At 68.9% G+C, this 21,776-nt stretch carries 17 protein-coding genes; 10 read left to right on the forward strand and 7 right to left on the reverse strand.

Annotated elements, in window-relative coordinates:
• Positions 1-42: 42 nt before the first annotated feature.
• The 7 genes from VH569_RS20725 (at position 43) to VH569_RS20755 (ending at position 9,138) form a co-directional block, all read left to right on the forward strand.
• Positions 43-645 carry an ABC-type transport auxiliary lipoprotein family protein gene (locus VH569_RS20725; RefSeq protein WP_423317688.1) on the forward strand — a complete coding sequence of 201 codons (603 nt, stop codon included), beginning with the start codon at positions 43-45 and terminating at the stop codon, positions 643-645.
• A gap of 114 nt (positions 646-759) precedes the next feature.
• Complete coding sequence (locus tag VH569_RS20730; protein ID WP_423317510.1) at positions 760-1,524, forward strand: DUF6969 family protein; 765 nt, start codon at positions 760-762, stop codon at positions 1,522-1,524.
• Between the two features lie 162 nt (positions 1,525-1,686).
• Complete coding sequence (locus VH569_RS20735; RefSeq protein ID WP_098735181.1) at positions 1,687-2,823, forward strand: DUF2336 domain-containing protein; 1,137 nt, start codon at positions 1,687-1,689, stop codon at positions 2,821-2,823.
• The gene (locus VH569_RS20740) at positions 2,820-4,157 is read left to right on the forward strand and encodes a PAS domain-containing sensor histidine kinase (protein WP_423317512.1); all 1,338 of its coding nucleotides are present in this window, start codon (positions 2,820-2,822) and stop codon (positions 4,155-4,157) included. The genes VH569_RS20735 and VH569_RS20740 overlap by 4 nt, the downstream gene beginning before the upstream one ends.
• Before the next feature lie 28 nt (positions 4,158-4,185).
• Positions 4,186-5,445, forward strand: coding sequence for a GNAT family N-acetyltransferase (locus tag VH569_RS20745; RefSeq protein WP_423317514.1), 1,260 nt, complete (start codon positions 4,186-4,188; stop codon positions 5,443-5,445).
• A 3-nt stretch (positions 5,446-5,448) separates the two neighbouring features.
• A complete protein-coding gene (gene ade / locus VH569_RS20750) occupies positions 5,449-7,158 on the forward strand; it encodes an adenine deaminase (RefSeq protein WP_423317516.1) in 1,710 nt (569 codons plus the stop codon).
• 324 nt (positions 7,159-7,482) lie between these two features.
• Positions 7,483-9,138, forward strand: coding sequence for a CocE/NonD family hydrolase (locus VH569_RS20755; RefSeq protein WP_423317518.1), 1,656 nt, complete (start codon positions 7,483-7,485; stop codon positions 9,136-9,138).
• On the opposite strand, the gene VH569_RS20760 is transcribed toward VH569_RS20755, so the two are convergent.
• Positions 9,135-9,887 (reverse strand): Fic family protein, encoded by a 753-nt coding sequence (locus tag VH569_RS20760; protein WP_423317520.1) that lies wholly within the window; start codon positions 9,885-9,887, stop codon positions 9,135-9,137. The genes VH569_RS20755 and VH569_RS20760 overlap by 4 nt on opposite strands.
• A gap of 206 nt (positions 9,888-10,093) precedes the next feature.
• On the opposite strand from VH569_RS20760, the gene VH569_RS20765 reads away from it, so the two are divergent.
• A complete protein-coding gene (locus tag VH569_RS20765; protein ID WP_423317522.1) occupies positions 10,094-10,498 on the forward strand; it encodes a bacteriohemerythrin in 405 nt (134 codons plus the stop codon).
• A gap of 42 nt (positions 10,499-10,540) precedes the next feature.
• Here VH569_RS20765 and VH569_RS20770 read toward each other — a convergent pair whose 3' ends face one another.
• The 5 genes from VH569_RS20770 to VH569_RS20790 all read right to left on the reverse strand — a co-directional run bounded on the left by VH569_RS20770 (position 10,541) and on the right by VH569_RS20790 (position 17,367).
• Positions 10,541-12,256, reverse strand: a complete 1,716-nt coding sequence (locus VH569_RS20770) for a tetratricopeptide repeat protein (protein WP_423317524.1) — start codon at positions 12,254-12,256, stop codon at positions 10,541-10,543.
• Between the two features lie 92 nt (positions 12,257-12,348).
• Positions 12,349-13,365, reverse strand: coding sequence for an aminoglycoside phosphotransferase family protein (locus VH569_RS20775; protein WP_423317526.1), 1,017 nt, complete (start codon positions 13,363-13,365; stop codon positions 12,349-12,351).
• Entirely contained in the window at positions 13,362-13,898 is a 537-nt protein-coding gene (moaB, locus tag VH569_RS20780; RefSeq protein WP_423317528.1) for a molybdenum cofactor biosynthesis protein B, read from the reverse strand. The genes VH569_RS20775 and moaB overlap by 4 nt, the downstream gene beginning before the upstream one ends.
• A gap of 52 nt (positions 13,899-13,950) precedes the next feature.
• Positions 13,951-15,984 carry a transglycosylase SLT domain-containing protein gene (locus tag VH569_RS20785; protein ID WP_423317529.1) on the reverse strand — a complete coding sequence of 678 codons (2,034 nt, stop codon included), beginning with the start codon at positions 15,982-15,984 and terminating at the stop codon, positions 13,951-13,953.
• 492 nt (positions 15,985-16,476) lie between these two features.
• Positions 16,477-17,367: a uracil-DNA glycosylase gene (locus VH569_RS20790; RefSeq protein WP_423317531.1), complete on the reverse strand. Its 891-nt coding sequence runs from the start codon at positions 17,365-17,367 to the stop codon at positions 16,477-16,479.
• Positions 17,368-17,519: 152 nt separating this feature from the next.
• Here VH569_RS20790 and VH569_RS20795 point away from each other — a divergent pair, with 152 nt between their 5' ends.
• Together VH569_RS20795 and VH569_RS20800 are read left to right on the forward strand one after the other, a co-directional pair.
• Positions 17,520-19,169, forward strand: coding sequence for an electron transfer flavoprotein-ubiquinone oxidoreductase (locus VH569_RS20795; protein ID WP_423317533.1), 1,650 nt, complete (start codon positions 17,520-17,522; stop codon positions 19,167-19,169).
• 168 nt (positions 19,170-19,337) lie between these two features.
• Positions 19,338-20,147 (forward strand): zinc-ribbon domain-containing protein, encoded by an 810-nt coding sequence (locus tag VH569_RS20800; protein WP_423317535.1) that lies wholly within the window; start codon positions 19,338-19,340, stop codon positions 20,145-20,147.
• A gap of 21 nt (positions 20,148-20,168) precedes the next feature.
• Here VH569_RS20800 and VH569_RS20805 read toward each other — a convergent pair whose 3' ends face one another.
• Positions 20,169-21,731, reverse strand: a complete 1,563-nt coding sequence (locus tag VH569_RS20805) for a sigma 54-interacting transcriptional regulator (RefSeq protein WP_423317537.1) — start codon at positions 21,729-21,731, stop codon at positions 20,169-20,171.
• Between the last annotated feature and the right edge of the window lie 45 nt (positions 21,732-21,776).

Consider the following 21,776-nt stretch of genomic DNA (forward strand, 5'->3'; position numbering starts at 1 on the left):
ACGATGGTGCGGAGCGGGTTTGCAGGGGCTGTCGTGCGCGGGATGTGCGGGGCGGCCCTGCTGCTGGGGCTGGCCGCCTGTTCAACGCTGAACCCGACGGCACCGCATCTCTACACCCTGACCCCGCGGGCCAGCGTCGCCGCCGGCCCGAAGGCCGACTGGCAGCTGCTGGTGGAGACGCCGGCGGCGGCGGCGGGGATCGACACGCCGCGCATCGCGCTGGCCCGCACGCCGACCTCGCTCGACTATTTCGCCGACGTGTCCTGGGCCGACCGGGCGCCGAACATGGTGCAGGGGCTGATCGTCCAGACCTTCGAGGACAGCGGCCGCATCGTCTCGGTCGGGCGCGACACGGTGGGGCTGCGCTCAGACTATGTGCTGAAGTCGGAACTGCGCGATTTCCAGGCGGAATACGCCACGCCGGGTGCGGCCATGCCGGACCGGGTGCATGTTCGGCTGTCGGCCAAGCTGGTCGCCATGCCGCGCCGGACCATCGAGGCCGGCGAGACCTTCGAGGCGTCGGCGCCGGTGCGCGGCCGCTCCTTCACCGACGTGATCGCCGCCTTCGATCAGGCGCTGGGGCAGGTCACCGGCGAACTGGTCGGCTGGTCGCTGTCGCAGCGCGTCCGCCCTTCCGGCAGCTGACGGAAGGCAAGCGCAGGCGGAGCTGCAACCGCAGGTGCGATGTCCGAAAAGGCCTTGCCACGCCCGCATAGCCGCGTACGTAATAGGGATGTTCGCGCAGCGCAGGATCGGGCGATGACGGATTTGTCGGACGTGTCGCGGGAAGAGTTGGAGGCGATGGCCGAGGCGGGACACGAAGTGCGCCTGTGCCGGCGCGTTCTCGCCAAGACCGGCGACACGGTGGTGGGTGAGCTTCTGCGCGGACATGGCACGCTGTACGAGTGGAAGCATTATCCGCCGGGCGACGTCTACGACGCCGAGTTCCATGCCCAGTATTATTACCACTGCCATCCCGAAGGCGAGCGGCCGCACGGGGAGCATGGCCATTTCCACACCTTCCTGCGCCCGCACGGCATGCCGCCGGGCCTGCGGCCGGCGCCGCTGGCCGATTTCGTGGCGCCTGACAACGACAACGACGCGCTGTCCCACCTGATCGGCATCGCCATGGACGTCGCCGGCCAGCCGGTGCGGCTGTTCACCACCAACCGCTGGGTGACGGGCGAGACCTGGTACAAGGCGGACGACGTGATCGCCATGCTCGACGCCTTCGAGATCGATCACGCCCGGCCGTCCTGGCCTGCCAACCGCTGGATCACGGCGATGATGCGGCTGTTCCGTCCCACCGTCGTCGCCCTGCTGCGCGAACGTGACACCGCCATCCGGCATTGGGCCGACAGCCATCCCGATGCCTATGTCTATGAGGACCGCGGGCTGGAGGTCGCCTCACAGCGCCACATCTCGGTGGAGCAGCAGATCGCCGAGGTGGCGCTGCAACTGCGCGGGACGCGCCGCCGTGGCTCCATCCTGCCGGAACCGCCCAGCTTCGTCGAAATGTCGTGATCCACTTCCCGGCGGATGGGCTTATGACCGCAGGGCGTTAAGGAAGGTTCAACCGTTTCGGAAGATCCTGAACGTGTGGACAAGTCTCCGCCCACACCCGCGCGGGTTTTGCGTTCCGCGTCCAATATGGAGACGGACCAGGGCAGGAAGGGTCCGGGACCCATGAGTGACGATTTCAAGTCGGGTCATCTGACACAGCAGGACGTGGCGCGGCTTCTGGCCGACCCGTCGCCGAACAGCCGGACCGATCTGGCCGCCAAGCTGTCCCAGCAGTTCGACAGTCCCGAGCTGTCGCAGGCGGAGCGCAAGCTGGCGGAGGACATCATCCGCGTCATGGTCAAGGACACGGTCCTGCGCGTCCGCCAGACCCTGGCGGAGAACCTGAAATCCAGCCCCTCCCTGCCGCGGGACGTCGCCCTGACCCTGGCCCGCGACGTGGAGGCGGTGGCGATTCCGGTGCTGAGCGTCTCCACCGTGCTGACTCCGGCCGATCTGGTCGAGATCGTGCGCTCCGGCGCCGATGCCAAGAGCACCGCCATCGCCCAACGCCCGACCGTGCCGGCCGCCGTCGCCGACGCGCTGATCGAAAGCGGGTCCGAACGCGCGGTCGCAGCATTGGTCGCCAACGAGGGGGCGGAACTGGGCGAGCAGAGCCTGGGCCGCGTCATCGACCGTTTCGGCGCCAGCGAGGCGGTGCAGGACCCGCTGGTCCACCGCTCCAGGCTGCCGATCACCATCGCCGAACGGTTGGTGGCGGTGGTGTCGGAACGGCTGCGCCAGCATCTGGTCTCGCACCACGAACTGCCGTCGAAGGTCGCGTCGGAGCTGATCCTGCAGAGCCGCGAGCGGGCGACCGTCGCCCTGTTCACCGGTGAAAGCGACGAAGGGGCGCTCGACCGTCTGGTGACGCAGCTTGCCCGCACCGGCCGCCTGACGCCGTCGCTGCTGGTCCGCTCGCTGTGCACCGGCGACATCGCCTTCTTCGAGACGGCGATGTCGCGCATGGCGAATGTGCCGATGACCAATGCCCGGCTGCTGATCCACGATGCCGGCCGGCTTGGGCTGAAGTCTCTGTACGACAAGGCGAAGCTGCCGCCGGCTCTGTTGCCGGCCTGCCGCATCGCCATCGACGTGCTGAAGGAAACTCCCTATGACGGCGAGCCGGGCGACCGCGAACGCCACCGCCGCCGGGTCATCGAGCGTATCCTGACCCAATATGAGGATCTGGCGCCGGAGGATCTGGAATTCCTGCTGGCGAAGCTGGGCGACATGATGCAGCCGGAAAACGCGGCGGCGTGACCAACCCGACCTTTTTCTCCGGTCCCGGCCAGCCGGCAGGCGGCGGTCCGGCCGACGCCGTCCGCTGGCTGGAACGCCGCATCGCCGAATTGGAATCCGCTTTGCGCCAGAGCGAGGCGCGGGCCGGCGAAGCACGCTTCCGATCGCTGTTGCGGACGGCGGCCAGCATCATCCTGGTTCTGGGCGACGACGGCCGCATCGTGGAGGCCAACCGCGACGCCGAGCGCGCCTTCGGGCTGGAAGCCGGCAGCGCCATCGGCCGTCTCTGGGCCGAGGCGATGAGGGAGCAGCCGACCGGCCCCTTCGCCGCGCAGCTTGCCGTCGCCGCGATGGGCACGGAGGTCCGCAACTTCGAGCAGGTGCTGCGCGAGCAGGACTGCATGAGCGAGCGGGTGCTGCTGTGGAACCTGAACCGCCTGCCGAAGGCCGACGGCGCTTCTGCCGGCATCCTGTGCGTCGGCCAGGACATCACCCGGCGCAAGCGGGCCGAACTGGCCCTGCGGCAGGCCCGTGACGAGCTGGAGATGCGGGTGGCCGAGCGCACCCGCGCGCTGATGCAGGAGGTTCAGGAACGCCGCCGCGCCGAGCAGGCGCTGATCCAGGCCAAGGAGCAGGCCGAACTGGCCAACCGCGCCAAGAGCGAGTTCCTGGCCAACATGAGCCATGAGCTGCGCACGCCGCTGAACGCCATCATCGGCTTTTCCTCGATGATGGAGAGCGAGATCGTCGGGCCCCTCGGCCATCCCAAATATCTCGACTATGCCAAGGTGATCGGCAAGTCGAGCCAGCATCTGCTGGCGGTCATCAGCGACATCCTGGACGTCGCCAAGATCGAGGCCGGCAAGCTGGAAATGCACCCCCAGCCGATGGATGTCCGCGACGCGGTGGAAAGCTCGCTCCTGCTGATCGCCGAGCGGGCGGAGGAGGGCGGACTGGCCCTGTCCCAGGACATTGCCCCCGACACCCCTCACCTGCTGGGCGATCCGGTGCGGGTGAAGCAGATCCTGCTGAACCTGCTGAGCAATGCGGTGAAGTTCACCCCCGTCGGCGGCAGCGTCGCCCTGCGGGTCCGTCCGGAGGGCGACCGCATCCTGATCGAGGTCGCGGACAGCGGGATCGGCATGAGTGCGGAGGGCATCGCCATCGCCCTGCAACCCTTCGGTCAGGTCGACAGCCAGCTGTCCCGGCGGTCCGGCGGCACCGGACTGGGCCTGCCGCTCGTGCGGTCCTTCGTCGATCTGCTGAACGGCACGCTGGACATCCGCAGCCGCGAAGGGGAAGGCACGACGGTCAGCGTGCGCCTGCCGGTGGCGTTGCCGTACGACGGGGAATAGCCAGGGCCCGAGGCAATCAGGGAATGACATGTCTGTGATACAGGGACCGGCGGCGCGGGACGGCGACCGGAACGATGGGCCGTTGTCGGTCGCGATGGTGTTCGGGATTTCCGGGGTCGATCCGCTGGAGTGGGATGCCTGCGCCGCCGGCAAGGGACCGTTCGTGAGCCATGCCTATCTGAGGGCGCTGGAAGAAGGCGGTCTGGCTGGCCCGGACATCGGCTGGCGTCCCGCCCATATGATCGTACGGGAGGCGTCTGGCCGGCTGGTCGGCGTGGCTCCCCTCTATCTGCGCGACCGCTCGACGGACGAATTCTGGTCGGATCAGGCCTGGGTCGATGGCTATCAGGGGTCGGGCGGGCGCTATTTCCCGAAGCTGGTCATGGAGATTCCCTACACGCCGGTGACCGGGCCGCGCATCCTGTTGCGGAATGGGGCGCCGTCCGGCACGGCCGATGCGCTGATCGGCACTCTGCGGTCGCTGGCCCACAAGCACGGACTGTCGTCCATCCATGTCGGCTTTCCCGGCGAAGAGGACCGGGCCCGTTTCGAGGCGGCGGGATGGCTGACCCGCCATGCCGTCGATTACGAGTGGCGAAACGAGGGATATCGCGACTTCGCCGATTTCACCGCCGCCCTGTCGAGCCGCCGGCGCAGAGTGATGCTGTGGGAGCGCCGCAAAATCGCTGCGAGCGGGCTGCGGTTCCGCGAGGTGCCGGGCAGCCGGGTCGCAGAGGCCGATGTCGCGATTTTCCTGGACTTGCTGAGCGATCTTCATCTCCGCCGGGGAAGGCGTCAGGCACTGACCATGGATTTCGTTCTGCGGCTCTGTGCCGTCCTGGGCGATGCCGTGACGCTGACCTTTGCCGAATCAGGCGGCGTTGCGATCGGTGCGCTGATGACGGTGGAAGGGGACGACTGCCTCTATGTCCGAACCTGGGGGGCGAGAGAGGAGGCGCGCTTCGTTCATTTCGAAACCTGCTATTACCGTAGCATCGAACGGGCGATTGCCCATGGCCTGAGCCGGGTGAATGGCGGGCGCGGCGGGCCGCACAAGCTTGAACGCGGTTTCCTGCCGGTGCTGGCCCATGCCTGCCACTGGTTCCTTCACACCAACATGCGCGGTGCGGTCGCGGAAGGCTTGGATCTGTACAACGCAAAGGCTCTCGCCAAATTCGCGCAGGAGCAGGCCCGCTCCCCTTACCGGCAACGGGATGGCCGATCGGTGCTTGCACGGCATGGTGAGGCGGGCCACCTTGCCTCTTTGAATGGACGAGGGGCGGAGTAGGACATGACTGTAAGCCGCGACGATCTGAAGACGCGCATCGGGCAGGCGCTGGGAGAGGCGAAGGCCGATCTGGTCATCAAGAACACGCGCTTTCTCAATGTCGTGACCGGCGAGATCGCGGAAGGCGACATCGCCGTCTGCGGCGAGGTCATCGTCGGCACCTACGAGTCCTATGATGGGGTGGAGGAGATCGACGGGCGCGGGCTGACCGTGGTTCCCGGCTTCATCGACACCCATGTCCATTGCGAGTCCACCTGCGTCACCCCGCAGGAGTTCGACCGCTGCGTCCTGCCGCGCGGCACCACCACCGCCATCTGCGACCCACACGAGATCTGCAATGTGCTGGGCGAGCAGGGGCTGCGCTATTTCCTCGACAGTGCCGGCGGAACGGCGCTCGACCTGTTCGTGCAGTTGTCCTCCTGCGTGCCGGCGACGGAGCTGGAAACGTCGGGTGCCCGGCTGGAGGCGCCGGACCTGATCCGCCACATGGACCATCCCCGCGTGCTGGGGCTGGCGGAGTTCATGAACTTCCCCGGCGTCTTCCACAAGGTGGACGGGGTACTGGACAAGCTGGCCGCCTTCGACGGGCGCCACATCGACGGCCACGCTCCGCTGGTGTCGGGGAAGGAGCTGAACGCCTATCTCTCCTGCGGCATCCGCAACTGCCACGAGACGACCAGTGCGGATGAGGCGATGGAGAAGCTGCGCAAGGGCATGCAGGTGCTGATCCGCGACGGTTCGGTGTCGAAGGACGTCCATGCCCTTGCCGAAGTGATCACGCCGGAGACCTCCCCCTTCCTCGGCTTCTGCACCGATGACCGCAACCCGCTGGACATCGCGGAGGAGGGGCACATGGATCACCTGATCCGCAGCGCCATCCGCCTCGGTGCGCCGGTCGCCCATGTCTATCGCGCCGCCACCTGGTCGGCGGCGCGCGGCTTCCGCCTCTATGACCGCGGGTTGGTGGCGCCGGGGCATCGCGCCGACCTCGTCCTGCTCGACGACCTGGAGGACTGCGCGGTCAACCGGGTCATCCGCAACGGTAAAATCGTCGGGCCGCACAGTTTCGACGGCCGGCCGGCGGTGACGCCGGTGGGGCTCGCTTCGGTGAAGCTGGAGCCGGTGGCGGACGAGGATTTCGTCGTGCCGGGCGGCGGGTCGGTCCAATCGGTGATCGGGCTGGAGCCGGGCAGGATCCTGACCGAACACCGGCGGATCGAGGTGCCGGTGGTGGACGGCCGGATGGTGGCCGATCCGTCGCGCGATCTGCTGAAGATCTGCGTCTTCGCCCGCCATGGCAGCAACCGCAACATCGGCCGCGGTTTCGTCCAGGGCTTCGGCATCGCGGAAGGGGCGCTGGCGTCGTCGGTCGGGCATGACAGCCACAACATCTGCGTGGTCGGTGCCAGCGACGCCGACATGCGCGTCGCAGTCAACCGGTTGATCGAGCTTCAGGGCGGCTTCGTCGCCGTGCGAAACGGACAGGTGGTCGGCGAACTCGCCCTGCCGCTGGCCGGGCTGATGAGCCTGGAGCCGTTCGAGACGGTGGAGGTGAGGCTGCGGTCCCTGCGCGCCGCCGTCCGCGCCATGGGCTGCCCGCTGGCCGAGCCCTTCCTGCAACTGGCCTTCCTGCCGTTGCCGGTCATCCCGCACCTGAAGATCACCGACCGCGGCATGGTCGATGTCGACCGCTTCGAGCTGATTGCCGCTTGAGCGGGCGAACTGCTCAAGAAAACGGCAAAAGCCTGAGGATCGAGCGGAGGTGGTCGGTTGGGAAGCCGGGAGCCTGCCCACCTGACGGATCCCCTCTCCTCTTGTGGGAGAGGGTTAGGGTGAGGGGTTGCAAACCCTGGATTTCCGTTGGCCTTCCGGCCGCCGCACCCCTCACCCCGACCCCTCTCCCACAAGGGGAGAGGGGATTTGATAGACGCAAGACCTAGCTTAAAGATTTATACAATTTGGTGCAGGTGCTCTGGCACGAGCTTTGCCACGGCAACACGTTATTCGTTGTCTGTCATCGAGCGAGCCCGACCCGCCATGACCCATCTGGCCCCGATGATCCACCCGTTGCACAGCCTGCTGCCGGTCCGGCCGCCGGAAACCGTGTCGATGCGGACGCGGGACGGCATTCGGCTGGATGCCGACCTTTACCGGCCCGATGCCGCGGGGACCTGGCCGGTCCTGCTGCTGCGGGTTCCCTGCGGCCGTCGCGTTGCCTTGACCAGCCATTACGCCCACCCGCGCTGGTATGCGGCGCGTGGCTATGTCGTGGTGGTGCAGGATATGCGCGGCTGCGGCACCTCCGACGGCCGGTTCCGACCCTTCGAGGCGGAACGGGAGGATGGGGCCGACGCCATTGCCTGGGCGGCGTCCCTGCCGGGATCGTCGGGGGCGGTGGCGATGTATGGCTGCGGCTATTCCGGCATGGCGCAGTGGCTGGCACTTGCCGAGGCGCCGCCGGCCCTGCGGGCGGTGGCGCCGGCCTTCGCCGGCTGGGACGTGTTCTCCGACTGGGCTTACGAAGGTGGGGCGTTCCGGCTGGCAGATGCCATGAACTGGGCCTTGCGCACAGCCGCCGACGCGGCACGGCGGGTCGAGGACGGCACCGGCCACCGGGTGCTGTCGGACGCGGCACGCAGCCTGCCCATCGATGATGAAATTCCGTCGCGGCCGCAGGCCCTGCGCGACTACGCCCGCTACACCCATTACGACGACTGGCTGACCAACCCGGTGCCCGGCCCGGCCTGGGCCGCGCTGTCGCCCAAGGCCATGCAGGACAGCATGCCGGCCGATGTGGCGGTCCTGCAGATCGGTGGCTGGTACGATCCGCGGCTGGCCGGGATGCTGGATGCCCATGACCGCCTCAAGGCACGTGGGCGGGCGCCGGTGCGGCTGGTGGTCGGCCCCTGGGGCGCTGACGGACCGGCAGCGGCACCCGGACAGGCTCCGACTCTCGACACGCTGCAGCTTGCCTGGTTCGAACGGGTTCTGAAGGGAGAGGTGGCCGACCGTGGCGGTCCGGTCCGCCTGCATGACGTGGAAGCGGGACGCTGGCACGACCTGCCCGACCTTCCGGCGGCCGAGGCTGTCCTGCATCTGTCCAGCGACGGCCTCGCCAACCGGCAGGGCGGGCGGCTGGAGTTGGAGATGCCCGAAATGGAGGCACTCGACGTGGTGGTCCACGATCCGCGCACGCCGGTGCCGACGATGGGCGGCCATGCGGTGCCGGACGCTTGCGGCCGCCCCGACCGCGCCGCCGTGGACCGCCGTCCGGATGTCGCCACCTACACCAGCCTGCCGCTGGACGAACCGTTGACGCTGGCCGGGAGGGTGGCGCTGGAGGTGTGGGTGGAGGCCGACGCTCCATCCTTCGACGTCAGCGCCGTGCTGTCGGTGGTGCGGCCCGACGGGCAGGTGCTGCCGCTGACCCAGGGCCATGCCCGGGTGGAACCGGGCGACCCGACCCGGCCGCTGGCCGTCGCCATGCGGGCGGCCTGCGCCACCCTGGCGCCGGGATCGGCCTTGCGCCTCAGCCTTGCCGGATCCTGCTTCCCGGCCTATCCGGTCAATCCCGGCACCGGGGCGGAACCGGGCGAGACCCGCCGGGTCGATGCGTTGCCGATCACGTTGCTGATCCACAGCGGTCCCGACCGGCCCTCGCGCCTGCGCCTGCCGGCCGGGCTGTCCGCTTAAGGCGTCTCATCCCCGTCTGTGCCCTGGCCGGCGGCCTCCAGGCAGAAGTCGAGGCTCTGCGACAGGAAGCGCAGCATCAGGTCGCGGAAAGGCGTCTTGTCGCCGACCGCCCAGGCCCGCTCGACAAGATCCAGATAGAGGCTGCGGTCGTCGGCGCCGATCACCACCGGCGGATAGCCGGCGCGGTTCAGGATCAGGTTGCACAAGAGCAGCGCCGTCGCCCGGTTGCCGGCATCGAAGGGGCGGATGGCGCTCAGCCGGTGATGCGCTTCGAAGGCGGTGTCGGGGCCGGTGTCGGACTTGCGCATCCAGGTCGACAGCGCCGACATCGACACGCGCAGTTTGGCCGGATCCGGCGCGGTTTCCGCCGGGTCGTCCTTCGGCGCAGCATTGCGGTATTTGCCGGCGTCGTCGTCGATCCCGCGGTAGAGCACATTGTGGAAGGCGGTGACGGTGCGCTCGGTGACCGCCCCCGACGGGTCGAAGGACAGCCGCGCCATCAACTCCAGGGCGGCGCGGTGGTTCAGGACGAATCGCTGCTCCTCGACCGCACGGTGGCGCAGGACGCTGCCGCGCTCCAGTATGGCCTTCACGTCGGCGCGCTTGAGCGGATAATCCTCCAGCGCCGCAGCGGCGGCGGTCAAATCCAGCTCGAACCGGTCGGCGATGCCGTGGACGACCTCCTGCGGCAGGGGGCGTGCGGCGTCCAGCGCCCGTTTCTTCTCCGCGATCTCGTCGAGCAGGGCCATCGGTCACTCTGTCGCTTTGGCAGGGGAGGGGGTGGCGCACCGCGCATCCTGCCGCCCCCCTGCGGGGATTTGCCGCTTGGACTGGCACGGTTGCTGGTTTTAGGATCCCTGTCAAGATGTCCACAACCCTGCCATGGCCGGCCGCAACCGCTTGATTCCGCGGGATGCACCTGCAATTGCGGGATGCGAAGGGGGAGATCGCTGCGATGAGCTATGTCGTCTGGGACGAATCCATGAGCGTCGGCGTGCCCGTGCTCGACGACGAGCATCGGCGGCTCCTCGACCTGTTCAACGGCCTGCTGGAAAGCGGCATCACCCCCGCCAACCGCGAGGAGCTGTCCAGCCTGCTCGCCAGCCTCCGCGACTATGTCGCCGTCCATTTCGCGCGGGAGGAGGCGATGATGGTGCGCTGCGGCTATCCCGACCTGGACGGCCACCTCGCCGCCCACCGCTATTTCGCCGACGAGGTGGAAAAGCTGGCCCGCGACTTCGAGGGCGACAACCCCACCATGCTGCGCGTGGACTTGATCCTGCTGCTCAAGGACTGGTTCGTGGAGCACATCCAGCAGACCGACAGCCAGTACAAACCCTATGTGGGGAAGCACGCATAAGGCGGGACAATTCCCTCTCCCCCGAAGGAGAGAGGGGCTTTTTCACTGCTTCGCGGCGGCTTTCTGGTCGGGCAGGCCCTTGTCGAGCTTGGCCTGGATGGCTCCCTTGTCCGTCTCCTCGTCGGCGCTGCGCAGCGCGCGCATCCACTGGAAGCGGGCCTCGTTCCGGCGGCCGGCCCGCCAATAGGCGTCGCCGAGATGGTCGTTGATGGTCGGATCGCCCGGCTTCAACTCGACCGCGCGTTCCAGCTTGGCGACCGCCGCCTCGTAATCACCAAGCGTGTAGAGCGCCCAGCCCAGGCTGTCGACGATGTAGCCGTCGCGCGGGCGCAGTTCCACCGCGCGCTCCACCATCGCCCTGGCCTTGGGCAGATTCTCGCCGCGGTCGATCCAGCTGTAGCCGAGGAAGTTGAGCAGCGACGGCTCATCCGGGCGCAGCTTCAGCGCGGCTTGCAGGTCGGCTTCGGCCTGTTGCCACTGCTTGGTCTTCTCGAAGCACATCGCGCGGGCGTACAGCAGCGGCCAATGCCGTTCCTGCGGCGTGCCGATCCGCTCCAGCGCCGTGGTGTAGGCGGGGATCGCCTCGGCGTAGCGCTTGGAGTAGCGGTAGATGTCGCCGAGCCGGGTGATCGCGTCGGTACGCTCCGGCCGTTCGGCGGAGAGATCCTTGAGGATCGCGATGGCCTCGTCGTTGCGGTCCATGCGGGCGAGGCTGTCGGCCTCGCGCATGCGGGCGGTCCAGCCCAACAGCGGATCCGTCTCCAGCCGCTTGTAGGCGGCCAGCGCCTCCTCGTGATGGTCGCGCGAGGCGGTGATGTCGCCGATCAGCAGATGGGCCAGCGCCAGATCGTCACGCAGATGCAGGGCGATGCGGCCGAACAGCAGGGCCGGCTCGTCGGCATTCTCGTGGTGCAGCGCGCTGCCCAGGTCGAACAGCGCCTCCGCCAGACCGGACCGGGCATCGGGGACCGGGCGGGCTTCCGACGGCGCGTTCGCCATGGCGGCCAGCGCCGGCTCCACCAGCAGCCCGTCGGGGTTGTTGCCCTGGAAGGTCTGATAGAGCTTGCGCGCCTCGTCCTTGCGGCCGGTGCGCGTCATGAAGTTGCCGACGATCTGCACCACCCGCAGCGGCGCGTCGGTATCCGTCACCTTGGCATAGCGGGCCGCCGCCTCGTCGTTGCGGCCGGCAAGATCGAGGATCAGAGCGGCATGCAGGTTGTAAAGCGCCTCGAAGCCCTTGACGTCGGACAGCGGCTGCAGGGCCGCCAGCGCCTCGTCCGTCTTGCCGCGGGCAGTCACCAGCCACGCGCGGGTCAGCGGCGTCAGGAAGCGGCCGAGCCCGTCGGACGGCAGCCGGGCGGCATAGCCGTCGGCCTCGTCCAGCTTGCCCTTGGCCAGCGCATCGGCGGCCAGCAGGGTCAGCGCCATCTGCGGCTCGCCCTGGCCGTTGAGCAGCCGATTGGCATGGTCGATCGCCGCTTCGATCCGGCCCTCACCCAGCCGCAGCAGGAAGGTGCGGCCCAGCAGGGCGGGGTCGTCCGGGTCGGCGGCCAGCGCCTGCGCGGTGAAGCGCGCCGCCGCGGTCCAATCGTCCTGGTGCTGGGCATAGCGGCCGGCCAGATAGCTGCCGGTGGCCGATCCACCGCCATCCGCGCCCCGGTCTACACCGGGACCGGCGGCAAGGGCGGGCGTCAGGGTGGTCCCGGACATCAGGATGGCCAGGGAGACCGGCAGCAACCGGCGTCGGAACCTCGTCATGCTCTCGTCACCTCGTTTTCCGAGTCGGTATCCCATCATCTTCGGCAGGGCGCGGGCAAGAGACTTTCGTACGCGCCCCCTTTTCGCACCTGCTAACGCCACTCCCGCCGCACCTGCTCGATCCGTTCCGGTCGCAGAATGTCGGTGGCGTGGGCGTCCATATGGGTGCGCAAATCTTCCGGCATGCCCGGCGACAGGCTGGCGCCCTCCACCGACCAGCGGGCCATCCAGGACAGGGTGCGCAGCCAGGTCAGCCGGCGCAGTGGCTTCAGCCAGGGCAGCACCTCGTCGGCGAGGTCGCCCGGCACCGCCATCGCCCAGGCCGCGACGAAGGCGTCGATGTCCTCCGGGGCCAGTTCCGCATTCACCGCCGGGTCCCATCTGGTCGAGGTGTAGAGGCTGGCATGGGCAAGGTCGCTGGCCGGGTGGCCGTATTGCAGCTTCTCCAGGTCGGTGAACCACGCCTTGCCGTGGCCGTCGATCAGGAAGTTGCCGGGATGCACATCCACCCCGACCGCGGTCAGCGGCATCGGCGTTTCGGGCGGCGGTAAGAGGTCGCCGACACGGGCGGCGGCGAGCTCCTCCGCGATCAGGATGCGGGCCTCGGTCGACAGGGGGGCATTGTCGAACCACGCCGCCTGCCGTTCGACCTGGGCCAGCAATGCGGCGACCGGATCGGGCGGGGCGGGCAGCGGCTCGTAGAAGTCCGGCGGCGCCATGCGGTGCAAAGCCGCCAGCGCGCGGGCGATGGCCGGCATGTCGCCGGGCAGGACGGGCGTCCGCCCCTCGACCTCGCCGACCACCAGGGCGCCCAGCGGCAGCCCCTCGCCGGGCGGCAGCAGGCCGGCGAAGCGCGGGGTGTGGCCCGACATCTCCGCCCGCCGGAAGGCGGCGGCCTGCCGGTCCAGCGCCGTCCAGGCATCGAGTCCGAGCTGGCTCCAGCGCGGGATGCGGGCGACCAGCCGCCGGCCGCGCAGGCGGACATGGTCGTGGGCGACGCCCTTCAACGGCATCGGCTCCAGCGCGTCGGCGGAGAGATCGGCAAGGCGCGGCAGCCGGATCAGGGCGGCGTGCAGCGCCGCCATCGAGAAGCCCAGGGGTTCGTTCACGCCATATGCTCGCGCAGGCGGGGCATCAGTTCCACCAGATTGCAGGGGCGATGGCGGTTGTCGAGCTGCCAGACCAGGATGTCGTCCCAGGCGTCGCGGCAGGCGCTGGGCGAGCCGGGCAGGGCAAAGATGTAGGTGCCGTTGGCGACGCCGCCGGTCGCCCGGCTCTGGATGGTGGAGGTGCCGACCTTGGCATAGCTGAGATAGCGGAACAACTCGCCGAAGCCGGGGATCGCCTTCTCATACAGGGCCTCGACCGCTTCCGGCGTGACATCGCGGCCGGTGACGCCGGTGCCGCCGGTGGTCAGCACCACGTCGATCTGCGGATCGGCGATGAAGGCCTGCACCTGGGCACGGATCGCCGCGATGTCGTCCCGGACGATGGTGCGGGCGGCGAGCTGGTGGCCGGCCCCGGCGATCCGCTCCGCCAGCGCATCGCCGGAGCGGTCGTCGGCGGCGCTGCGGGTGTCGGACACCGTCACCACGGCGATGTTCACGGGAAGGAAGGGGCGGCTCTCGTCGATCTTCGGCATGGCGGCAGGCGTGTCCTCATGTCGGGCCGGAGCCCGACATGGGCGCCGGCGGTCAGGGTATCGGGCTGGCCTCTCCCCGCTCAGCAACCGTTTCCACCGGCACCGTCACTGGCGCCGGTCCCACCGGATCCGATGCCGTCGCGACAGGCAGGTCGGCGGCCGGGGAGGCCGCCTTCGCCGCAGGCTGCGGATCGGGGCGGGCGGCGACCTGGGGCGGACGGCCGTCCATGGGAATATAGGCCGGCCATTTCCCGTCGGCGACGGCGGTGAGCGAGGCGGTCTCCTGGCCCAGCCGAAGCTGGTAGATCCAGAAGTTCGCCATCACCTTCTCCACATAGTCGCGCGTCTCGCCGAAGGAAAGGCTTTCGATGAACAGCAGCGGATCGGTGATGTCGCTCAGATCCCGTCGCCAGCGCGCCAGCGTGCCCGGCCCGGCGTTGTAGGCGGCCGTCGCCAGGAACATGTTGCCGTCGATCTCCGGCATGCCCAGCAGTTCCGACAGGTAGCGCTGGCCAAGCTCCATGTTGCGGGACGGGTCGAACAGGGCGTCGCGGTTGGCGTCGTCGCTGCCGATGTCGGCGTTGCGCTCCCGCACATGCTGGGCGGTGCTGGGCAGGATCTGCATCAGCCCTGTCGCACCAGCGGAGCTGACCAGCCGCGGGTCGAAGCGCGATTCCTGCCGCATGACCGCGAAGACCAGCGCACGGTCGACCGCGAAGCCGTCGCGCGGCGTCCAATGGGGCAGCGGGTAGAGTGCGGCGGCATAGGGGGCGCCGTCCGGGCCGGCCACCGCATTGCCGAGCCGCAGCGCCAGCGAGGCCACCCCGGCGCGGTCGGTCAGCGCGACCATCGCCTGTTCGATCAGCGGTTCGCCCTGCGGGTCGATGCGTTGCAGCTCCAGCCCCGCCAGTTCGCGCTGACCGGCCTGGAGCAGGGCGATGGCACGGGATCCTGCCGGCTTGGCCGCCATCGCCGCCAGCTGCCGCCCGGTCAGATCCGGCGCCTGCCAGCGCACGTCGCCCAGGCTGCCCAGTGTCTGCAGGGCGATCAGGCCATAGAAGGTGTGGGGATAGCGGGCGGCGGCGGTCAGATGCTCCGCCGCCTCCTTCTCCTTGCCGGGCTTGCGGGCCAGCGCGCGGGCCGCCCAGTAATCGGCCGCGGCGGCCTTCCAGGGGTTACGTGGGCCGGCGGCGGCCATGCCGGTGAAATGGCGGGCGGCGCGGTCGGTCTGCTTCATCCGCCAGGCGGCCAGACCGGCGATCCAATGCGCCTCGGGCAGCATGTCGCCCGACCGCGCGGCGCTGGCCGAGGCGAGCGTCAGTGCCTGGGCCGTCTCGCCGGCATAATAGAGGGTAGCCGCGATGCGGGCGCGGGCGGCATCGTACTGCACGGTGTCGAGCTTGCCGCCGAACTCGTCCTGGCCCAGCAGGCTCAGGGCACTGTTGGTGCGGCCGGAGCGCAGCAGCTCTTCCACCCGCGCCACCGCCGCACGGTCGCTGCGGGCACGGGACACGGTGCGGCTGCGCGGGGCGACGGTGACACTGTCGTCATCGTCCTCCTCGTTGCTGGCGACGGTGCGCAGGCCGCCCAGCCGTTCCAGCGACCCGACGAGGCGGACACGCTCCTCGCCGCGCGGCGGCTTCGGCGCCCGCTGGCCGGCGGGCTGGCGCTTCTGGGCCAGAGCGTAGACCCGCTCCGCCCCTGCGAGGTCGCCGTAATCCTGCATCCAGCGGGCGAGTTCCTCGTAGCCGGCGCGGCGGTCGGGGTGGAGATAGCGCTGGCGCAGGACATAGCCGATCAGCCGGCGGTCCTTCAGCTTCGCCATCTCGGCATCTGCGGCGTCCCACTCCGCCCGTTCCTGGGCTGCGAAGATGCGGCGGTAACGGGCGGCATCCTCCTCGTCCAGCTGGACGGCGCGGGCCGTCTCGTCGAACGCCAGCAGCAGCGGTGCGCTGGCGGAGGCGGGGGAGTCGTCCACGACCGCGGACGGCGCGGTCCCGGCGGTCGGGTTGCCGGATGCCGGGGAATCGACAACGGTGGAATCAGGTGCGGAGGAATCGGGGGTGGCGGTTTCGGGAAGCCCCATTGCTGGATCGACCGGCGCAGGATCGATAGGCGCGTCGGCGAAAACGGGGCTGGTGGGGTCAGGCACGGAATCCCCGCCGGGCGGGACGACGGCGTGATCGTCCGGCGCGTGGATGATGAGGGCGGCGCAAGCGGGCTGGGACCCGACCGCACCGTCGGGTCCCAGGGTGTAAGCCACCGTGAGACCCAGCACCCCCAGAAGGTTCCGCCGCAGCGGGGCCGCGCTCGCGACCCGGTATGCTGCACTGCAAAATATCCGGAGCATGGCTTCGGGATACCTCACGTCGGCGCGAACCGCAAGCAACGGATTCGCTCGGAATGTGTCGGCCCCGGTATTCGCCAGATGTTACAACGCTTTAACAGAGATGGGAAAAAGGCTCTAGCCCGTTGGGAAAATGCCTTTCGGCATGGTCTGACCACATTTGTGCTGCGCGGTGATCGCAATCATACGAACGATTTCGGCAGCGCTGTGACATCCCGTTTTCTCTTTCGATTACTTGATCCCTTCTTCGGCGATCTTTTGCTGCAACGCAAGCATGTCCCGCCACGCTTCCCGTTTTGCGATAGGGTTGCGCAGGAGGTACGCCGGATGGAGCATGGGCATCAGCGGAACGGGAGTTCCCGCGACCTCGTAGGTCCGCCACTGTCCGCGCAGGCGGGTGATTCCCTCCGCCCGGTTCAGCAGGGTCTTGGCCGAAACCCCGCCGAGCGCCACCAGCAGCTTCGGCCGCACCAGCTCCACATGCCGCTCCAGGAAGGGCAGGCAGGCGGCGATCTCCGCCTGGGTCGGGCTGCGGTTGCCGGGCGGGCGCCAGGGCAGGATGTTGGCGATGTAGACGGCGCTGCGGTCCAGGCCAATCTGGGCCAGCATGCGGTCCAGCAGCTTGCCGCTGACCCCGACGAAAGGCTTGCCCTGCCGGTCCTCGTCCTCGCCCGGCGCCTCGCCGATCAGCATCACCCGCGCCTGCGGGTTGCCGTCGGCGAAGACGGTGTTCATTGCCGTCGCCTTCAGCGGGCAGCCGTCGAAGCTGCGCAGGGCCGCCTCCAGCGCCTCCAGCGTCTGCGCGTCTCCGGCGCGGGCACGGGCCTGGATGCCGGCCTCGCTGGCGCCCAGCGGCTGGTCGGGCGAGGCGAAGAGGGCCGTTGCCGGACGTGCCGCCGCCGGGGCCGGCGCCCGAGTCGGGGTGGGGCCGCGCGCCGCGTTGGGCCCCGCAGCAGGGCCGGAAGCCGCGCCACCGGCCGCGGCTGCGCCGGCGGACGGTGCGCGTGCGACCGGCCGGGCGGTGAGGGCGGCCCAGTCGGTCGGCTCGTCGCCGATGGCCTCGTCGCAGCCGATATCGGCATGCCAGCGCAGCGCGTCGAGGATGTCGCATACGTCAATCATCGTTTGACCTTACCACAGATCGTGTGGTCTTACATGTCCAGATACCCAATTTGGGTGCGGCGCAAACCGTGCTACAAGCACGCGCCCGCAAAAAGACCATAGGGCGTCCCGAGGGAAACAGTACCAAAACAAGACGGTGGGGGAGTGTGGTGATGGAACGCGAACCGCGCGAGGTCATGGAATACGATGTTCTGATCGTCGGCGCCGGCCCGTCGGGCCTGAGCGCCGCGATCCGTCTGCGGCAGCGCGCGGTCGAGACCGGGCAGGAACTCAGCGTCTGCGTGATCGAGAAGGGGTCGGAGGTGGGTGCCCACCTGCTGTCCGGTGCCGTCTTCGAACCGCATGCGCTGGACGAGCTGATCCCGGACTGGAAGGAAAAAGGCGCCCCCCTCACCACCAAGGCGCGCGAAGACCATTTCCTGTTCCTGACGGAAACGAAGGCCTACAAGTCGCCCTTCGCCCCGCCGCAGATGAACAACCACGGCAACTACATCATCAGCCTGGGCAATCTGGCCCGCTGGATGGCGACGCAGGCGGAAGAGCTTGGGGTCGAGATCTACCCCGGCTTCGCCGCGGCGGAAGTGCTGTATGACGACAAGGGCGCGGTGAAGGGTGTCGCCACCGGCGACATGGGCATCGACAAGGACGGCGAGAAGACCGGCAACTACACGCCCGGCATGGAACTGCACGCCAAGCAGACCATCTTCGCCGAGGGCTGCCGCGGGTCGCTGACCAAGACCCTGTTCGAGAGGTTCGACCTGCGCCGCGACTGCCAGCCGCAGACCTACGGCATCGGCATCAAGGAGCTGTGGGAGGTCGATCCCTCCCAGTCGAAGCCGGGCCTGATCGTCCACACCATCGGCTGGCCGATGGACCCCAAGACCTATGGCGGGTCGTGGCTGTATCACATGGAAGGGAATCTGGTGTCGGTCGGCTTCGTCGTCGGCCTCGACTACTGGAACCCGCACATGAGCCCGTTCGAGGAGTTCCAGCGCTACAAGACCCACCCGGCGATCCGTCCGACCTTCGAAGGCGGCCGGCGTCTGTCCTATGGCGCCCGTGCGCTGTCGGAAGGCGGTTTCCAGTCGATCCCGAAGCTGACCTTCCCCGGCGGCCTCCTGATCGGCGACGGCGCCGGCTTCCTGAACGTGCCGAAGATCAAGGGCAACCACACCGCCATGAAGTCGGGCATGGTCGCGGCCGAGGCGGTGTTCGACCACCTGACCGGCGGCGCCGACAACGGTCCGGAGGTCATCGCCTATCCGGAGCGTCTGAAGCAGTCCTGGGTCTGGCCGGAGCTGTACGCCGTCCGCAACATCCGCCCGGGCTTCCAGAAGGGCCTGTGGGCCGGTCTGGCGAACGCCGCCTACGAGACGGGACTGAAGGGCAAGTCGCCCTGGACGCTGAAGCACCATGCTGACCACACCACCCTGGTGAAGGCCAGCGAGGCGCCGAAGATTGCCTACCCCAAGCCGGACGGCAAGGTCAGCTTCGACCGCCTGTCCTCGGTCTACCTCTCCAACACCAACCATGAGGAAGACCAGCCGCCGCACCTGACGCTGAAGGACAAGTCGGTCCCGATCAGCGTCAATCTGGCGCTCTACGACGCGCCGGAGCAGCGTTACTGCCCGGCCGGCGTGTACGAGATCGTCCGCAACGACGACGGCAGCGATCCGCGGTTGCAGATCAATGCGCAGAACTGCGTGCACTGCAAGACCTGCGACATCAAGGACCCCACCCAGAACATCAACTGGGTCGTGCCGGAAGGCGGCGGGGGGCCGAACTATCCGGGCGGCATGTAAGACGCTTTTGTCTCCCCCCGACCCACGGCTTCGCCACGGGTCGGAGGGGGCATGCGCATGCGCCGAAGCCACATGCAGATGGATGACCGGCACCACCCCGCGGGTGCCGGTTGCGCCGCGCGCCACTCCTATCTATAAGGCAAGCGGTAACCTTTCTGCGACGGCGCGATGATCGTTTCCTGTCCGACCTGTTCGACGCGCTATACCCTCTCCGACGAATCGCTCGGGCAGGATGGCCGGAAGGTTCGCTGCGCCCGCTGCGGTCACACCTGGTGGCAGATGCCCGACCGGGCGGAGCTCGAGCCGGTCGTCCCCGATGCCCTGACCGAACTGCGGCCCGCAAAGCCCGCAGCGAAGGCCGCCGGGAAATCCGCAGAAAAATCCAAAAGCAAATCACCGAAGGCCCCGCGTGCCAAGCCGGCCCGCAGCACGGTGATCGGCTTCGCGGTGTTGGGGCTGCTGGTCGCCGGGTCCGCCGCCGGCGCCTATTTCGCCCGCGACGCCATCGTCCGCAGCTGGCCGCCCGCGGCATTGCTCTATGATGCCGTCGGCATGCCGGCCGAGCCACCGGGCTTCGGGCTGGAACTGCGCAACATCCGCTCGGAACAGAAGCTCGAAGGCGGGAAGACCGTCCTGCTGCTGGAGGGGGAGGTCGCCAACACGACCGACACCGAGCGCACGCTGCCGCCGCTGCGCGTCAATACCTTCGGTCCGGAGCACAAGCTGCTGCAAAGCTGGGCCATCGAGCAGTCGGCCGAGACGCTCGGCCCCGGTGCCGCGGCGGGCTTCCACCACAGCCAGCCCGATCCCGGCCCGGTGACCGAAGTGACGATCACCTTCGGCGGTCCACCCCCCGGTCTGGAGCCGCCCGCTGCCGAGAAGCCTGCCGAGAAAGCCCCGGAAAAGCCGGCTGCTGCGAAGCCGGCTCCCGAGAAGCACCCCCCTGAAAAGCACGCTGCTCCGGCCAAGGGCCACTGATCCGGATCGGGGCGGCGATCTTCACCGCTCCGGAATGCCGTATTTCCGCAGTTTGTTGGCGATCATGGTGTGCGAGGTGCTCAGCCGCGCCGCCAGCTTGCGGCTGGACGGAAAGCGCGGGTAGAGCCGGCGCAGCAGCGTCCGCTCGAATCCATCCACCGCATCCTCCCAGCTGCCGGCATCCTCCGCCGGCACTTCGGCCGCCTGCATGCCGGCGCCGGCCAGTTCCAGGTCGGCGGCGTCCAGCGTGCCGCCGTCGCTCATCGTCATGGCGCGGAAGATGACGTTCTCCAACTGCCGCACATTGCCGGGCCAGCGGTTGGCGAGCAGCGCCGCCGCCGCCGCCGGGGTCAGCCGGCCGGGCGGGCGGCGGGCCTGCGCCGCCGCGCGCGCGATGAAATGGCGGGCCAGCAGCAGGATGTCCTGCCCACGCTCCCGCAGAGGCGGGACGTCCAGCGTCAGCACGTTGAGGCGGTAGAACAGATCCTCGCGGAAGCTATGGTCGGCGACCATCGCCTCCAGCGAGCGGTGGGTGGCGCTGATGACGCGGACATCGACCTTCTGCTCGCGCTCGCCGCCCACCCGGCGGAAGCTGCCGTCATTGAGGAAGCGCAGCAGCTTGGCCTGGAGATAGGCCGACATCTCGCCGATCTCGTCGAGGAAGACGGTGCCGCCATGGGCCAGCTCCAGCAGGCCGGGCTTGCCGCCGCGCTGCGCCCCGGTGAAGGAGCCGGGGGCGTAGCCGAACAGCTCGCTCTCCGCCAGATTCTCCGGAACGGCGGCGCAGTTCAACGCCAGGAAGGGCTTGTCCCGGCGCGGGCTGGCGCGGTGGCAGGCATGGGCGATCAGTTCCTTGCCGGTGCCGGTCTCGCCCAGGATGAGCAGCGGCGCCTCCATCGCGGCGACGCGTGCGGCGCGTGCCTTCAGCGCCCGGATCGGCGGCGATTCACCGAGGATGCGGTCGAAGCCGCCCTCATCGAAATTCTGGATCGCATCCAGCCGTTCGCCAAGGCGCGACGGGGTGAACAGGGTGATGACGGCGCCCGCCGCCTCGACATCGACGATGGGCGTCACCTCCAGCAGGAAGGGCTGGCCGTTCAGCGTCACCTCGCGCCCCGACATGCGGAAACCGCCCGCGGTCAGTTCGTCCCTCAGGCCCGGTTCGCCGAACAGCTCGCCGAGATCGAGGCCGGCGAGGCGCGCCTCCGGCAATCCGGCGACCTGGGCGGCGGCGGCGCTCGCCACCACGACGCGGGCCGTACGGTCCACCGCCAGCACCGGGTCGGGCAGGGCGGCGAGCAGCGCATCCAGATGCAGCCGCCGCCGCGTGCCCGGCAGCATGTCGATGGCCGCCACCGACCGCACCCCGACAATGCCCCGCAGCGCGTCGGAAAGAGCCGGCAGGGCCGCCGGATCGAGGCCGGGGGCGTCGATGTGGATCAGCGGCGGGTCGACCTCGACACCGACCACATTGAGCCGGCGCAACGCCAGCACGGCGAGGATCTCATGGGCGATGCCGACACGGTCGGTGAAGGTGACTTCGATGCGCATGGGCGTGGCGTTGGCAGTGGAGGCGACCGACACTCACTGTACACATATCGTTACGCCGTATCAAAATCTTTACACCGC

The organism is Azospirillum sp. 11R-A (assembly GCF_049472615.1).
GTDB classification, from domain to species: Bacteria; Pseudomonadota; Alphaproteobacteria; order Azospirillales; family Azospirillaceae; genus Azospirillum; species Azospirillum palustre.

What these genes read in the sequence shown, in the direction of transcription:
- VH569_RS20725 (WP_423317688.1), top strand. Translation starts at nt 43, where the DNA reads ATGTGCGGGGCGGCCCTGCTGCTGGGGCTGGCCGCCTGTTCAACGCTG.
- VH569_RS20730 (WP_423317510.1), top strand. Translation starts at nt 760, where the DNA reads ATGACGGATTTGTCGGACGTGTCGCGGGAAGAGTTGGAGGCGATGGCC.
- VH569_RS20735 (WP_098735181.1), top strand. Translation starts at nt 1,687, where the DNA reads ATGAGTGACGATTTCAAGTCGGGTCATCTGACACAGCAGGACGTGGCG.
- VH569_RS20745 (WP_423317514.1), top strand. Translation starts at nt 4,186, where the DNA reads ATGTCTGTGATACAGGGACCGGCGGCGCGGGACGGCGACCGGAACGAT.
- ade (WP_423317516.1), top strand. Translation starts at nt 5,449, where the DNA reads ATGACTGTAAGCCGCGACGATCTGAAGACGCGCATCGGGCAGGCGCTG.
- VH569_RS20755 (WP_423317518.1), top strand. Translation starts at nt 7,483, where the DNA reads ATGACCCATCTGGCCCCGATGATCCACCCGTTGCACAGCCTGCTGCCG.
- VH569_RS20760 (WP_423317520.1), bottom strand. Translation starts at nt 9,887, where the DNA reads ATGGCCCTGCTCGACGAGATCGCGGAGAAGAAACGGGCGCTGGACGCC.
- VH569_RS20765 (WP_423317522.1), top strand. Translation starts at nt 10,094, where the DNA reads ATGAGCTATGTCGTCTGGGACGAATCCATGAGCGTCGGCGTGCCCGTG.
- VH569_RS20770 (WP_423317524.1), bottom strand. Translation starts at nt 12,256, where the DNA reads ATGACGAGGTTCCGACGCCGGTTGCTGCCGGTCTCCCTGGCCATCCTG.
- moaB (WP_423317528.1), bottom strand. Translation starts at nt 13,898, where the DNA reads ATGCCGAAGATCGACGAGAGCCGCCCCTTCCTTCCCGTGAACATCGCC.
- VH569_RS20785 (WP_423317529.1), bottom strand. Translation starts at nt 15,984, where the DNA reads ATGGGGCTTCCCGAAACCGCCACCCCCGATTCCTCCGCACCTGATTCC.
- VH569_RS20790 (WP_423317531.1), bottom strand. Translation starts at nt 17,367, where the DNA reads ATGATTGACGTATGCGACATCCTCGACGCGCTGCGCTGGCATGCCGAT.
- VH569_RS20795 (WP_423317533.1), top strand. Translation starts at nt 17,520, where the DNA reads ATGGAACGCGAACCGCGCGAGGTCATGGAATACGATGTTCTGATCGTC.
- VH569_RS20800 (WP_423317535.1), top strand. Translation starts at nt 19,338, where the DNA reads ATGATCGTTTCCTGTCCGACCTGTTCGACGCGCTATACCCTCTCCGAC.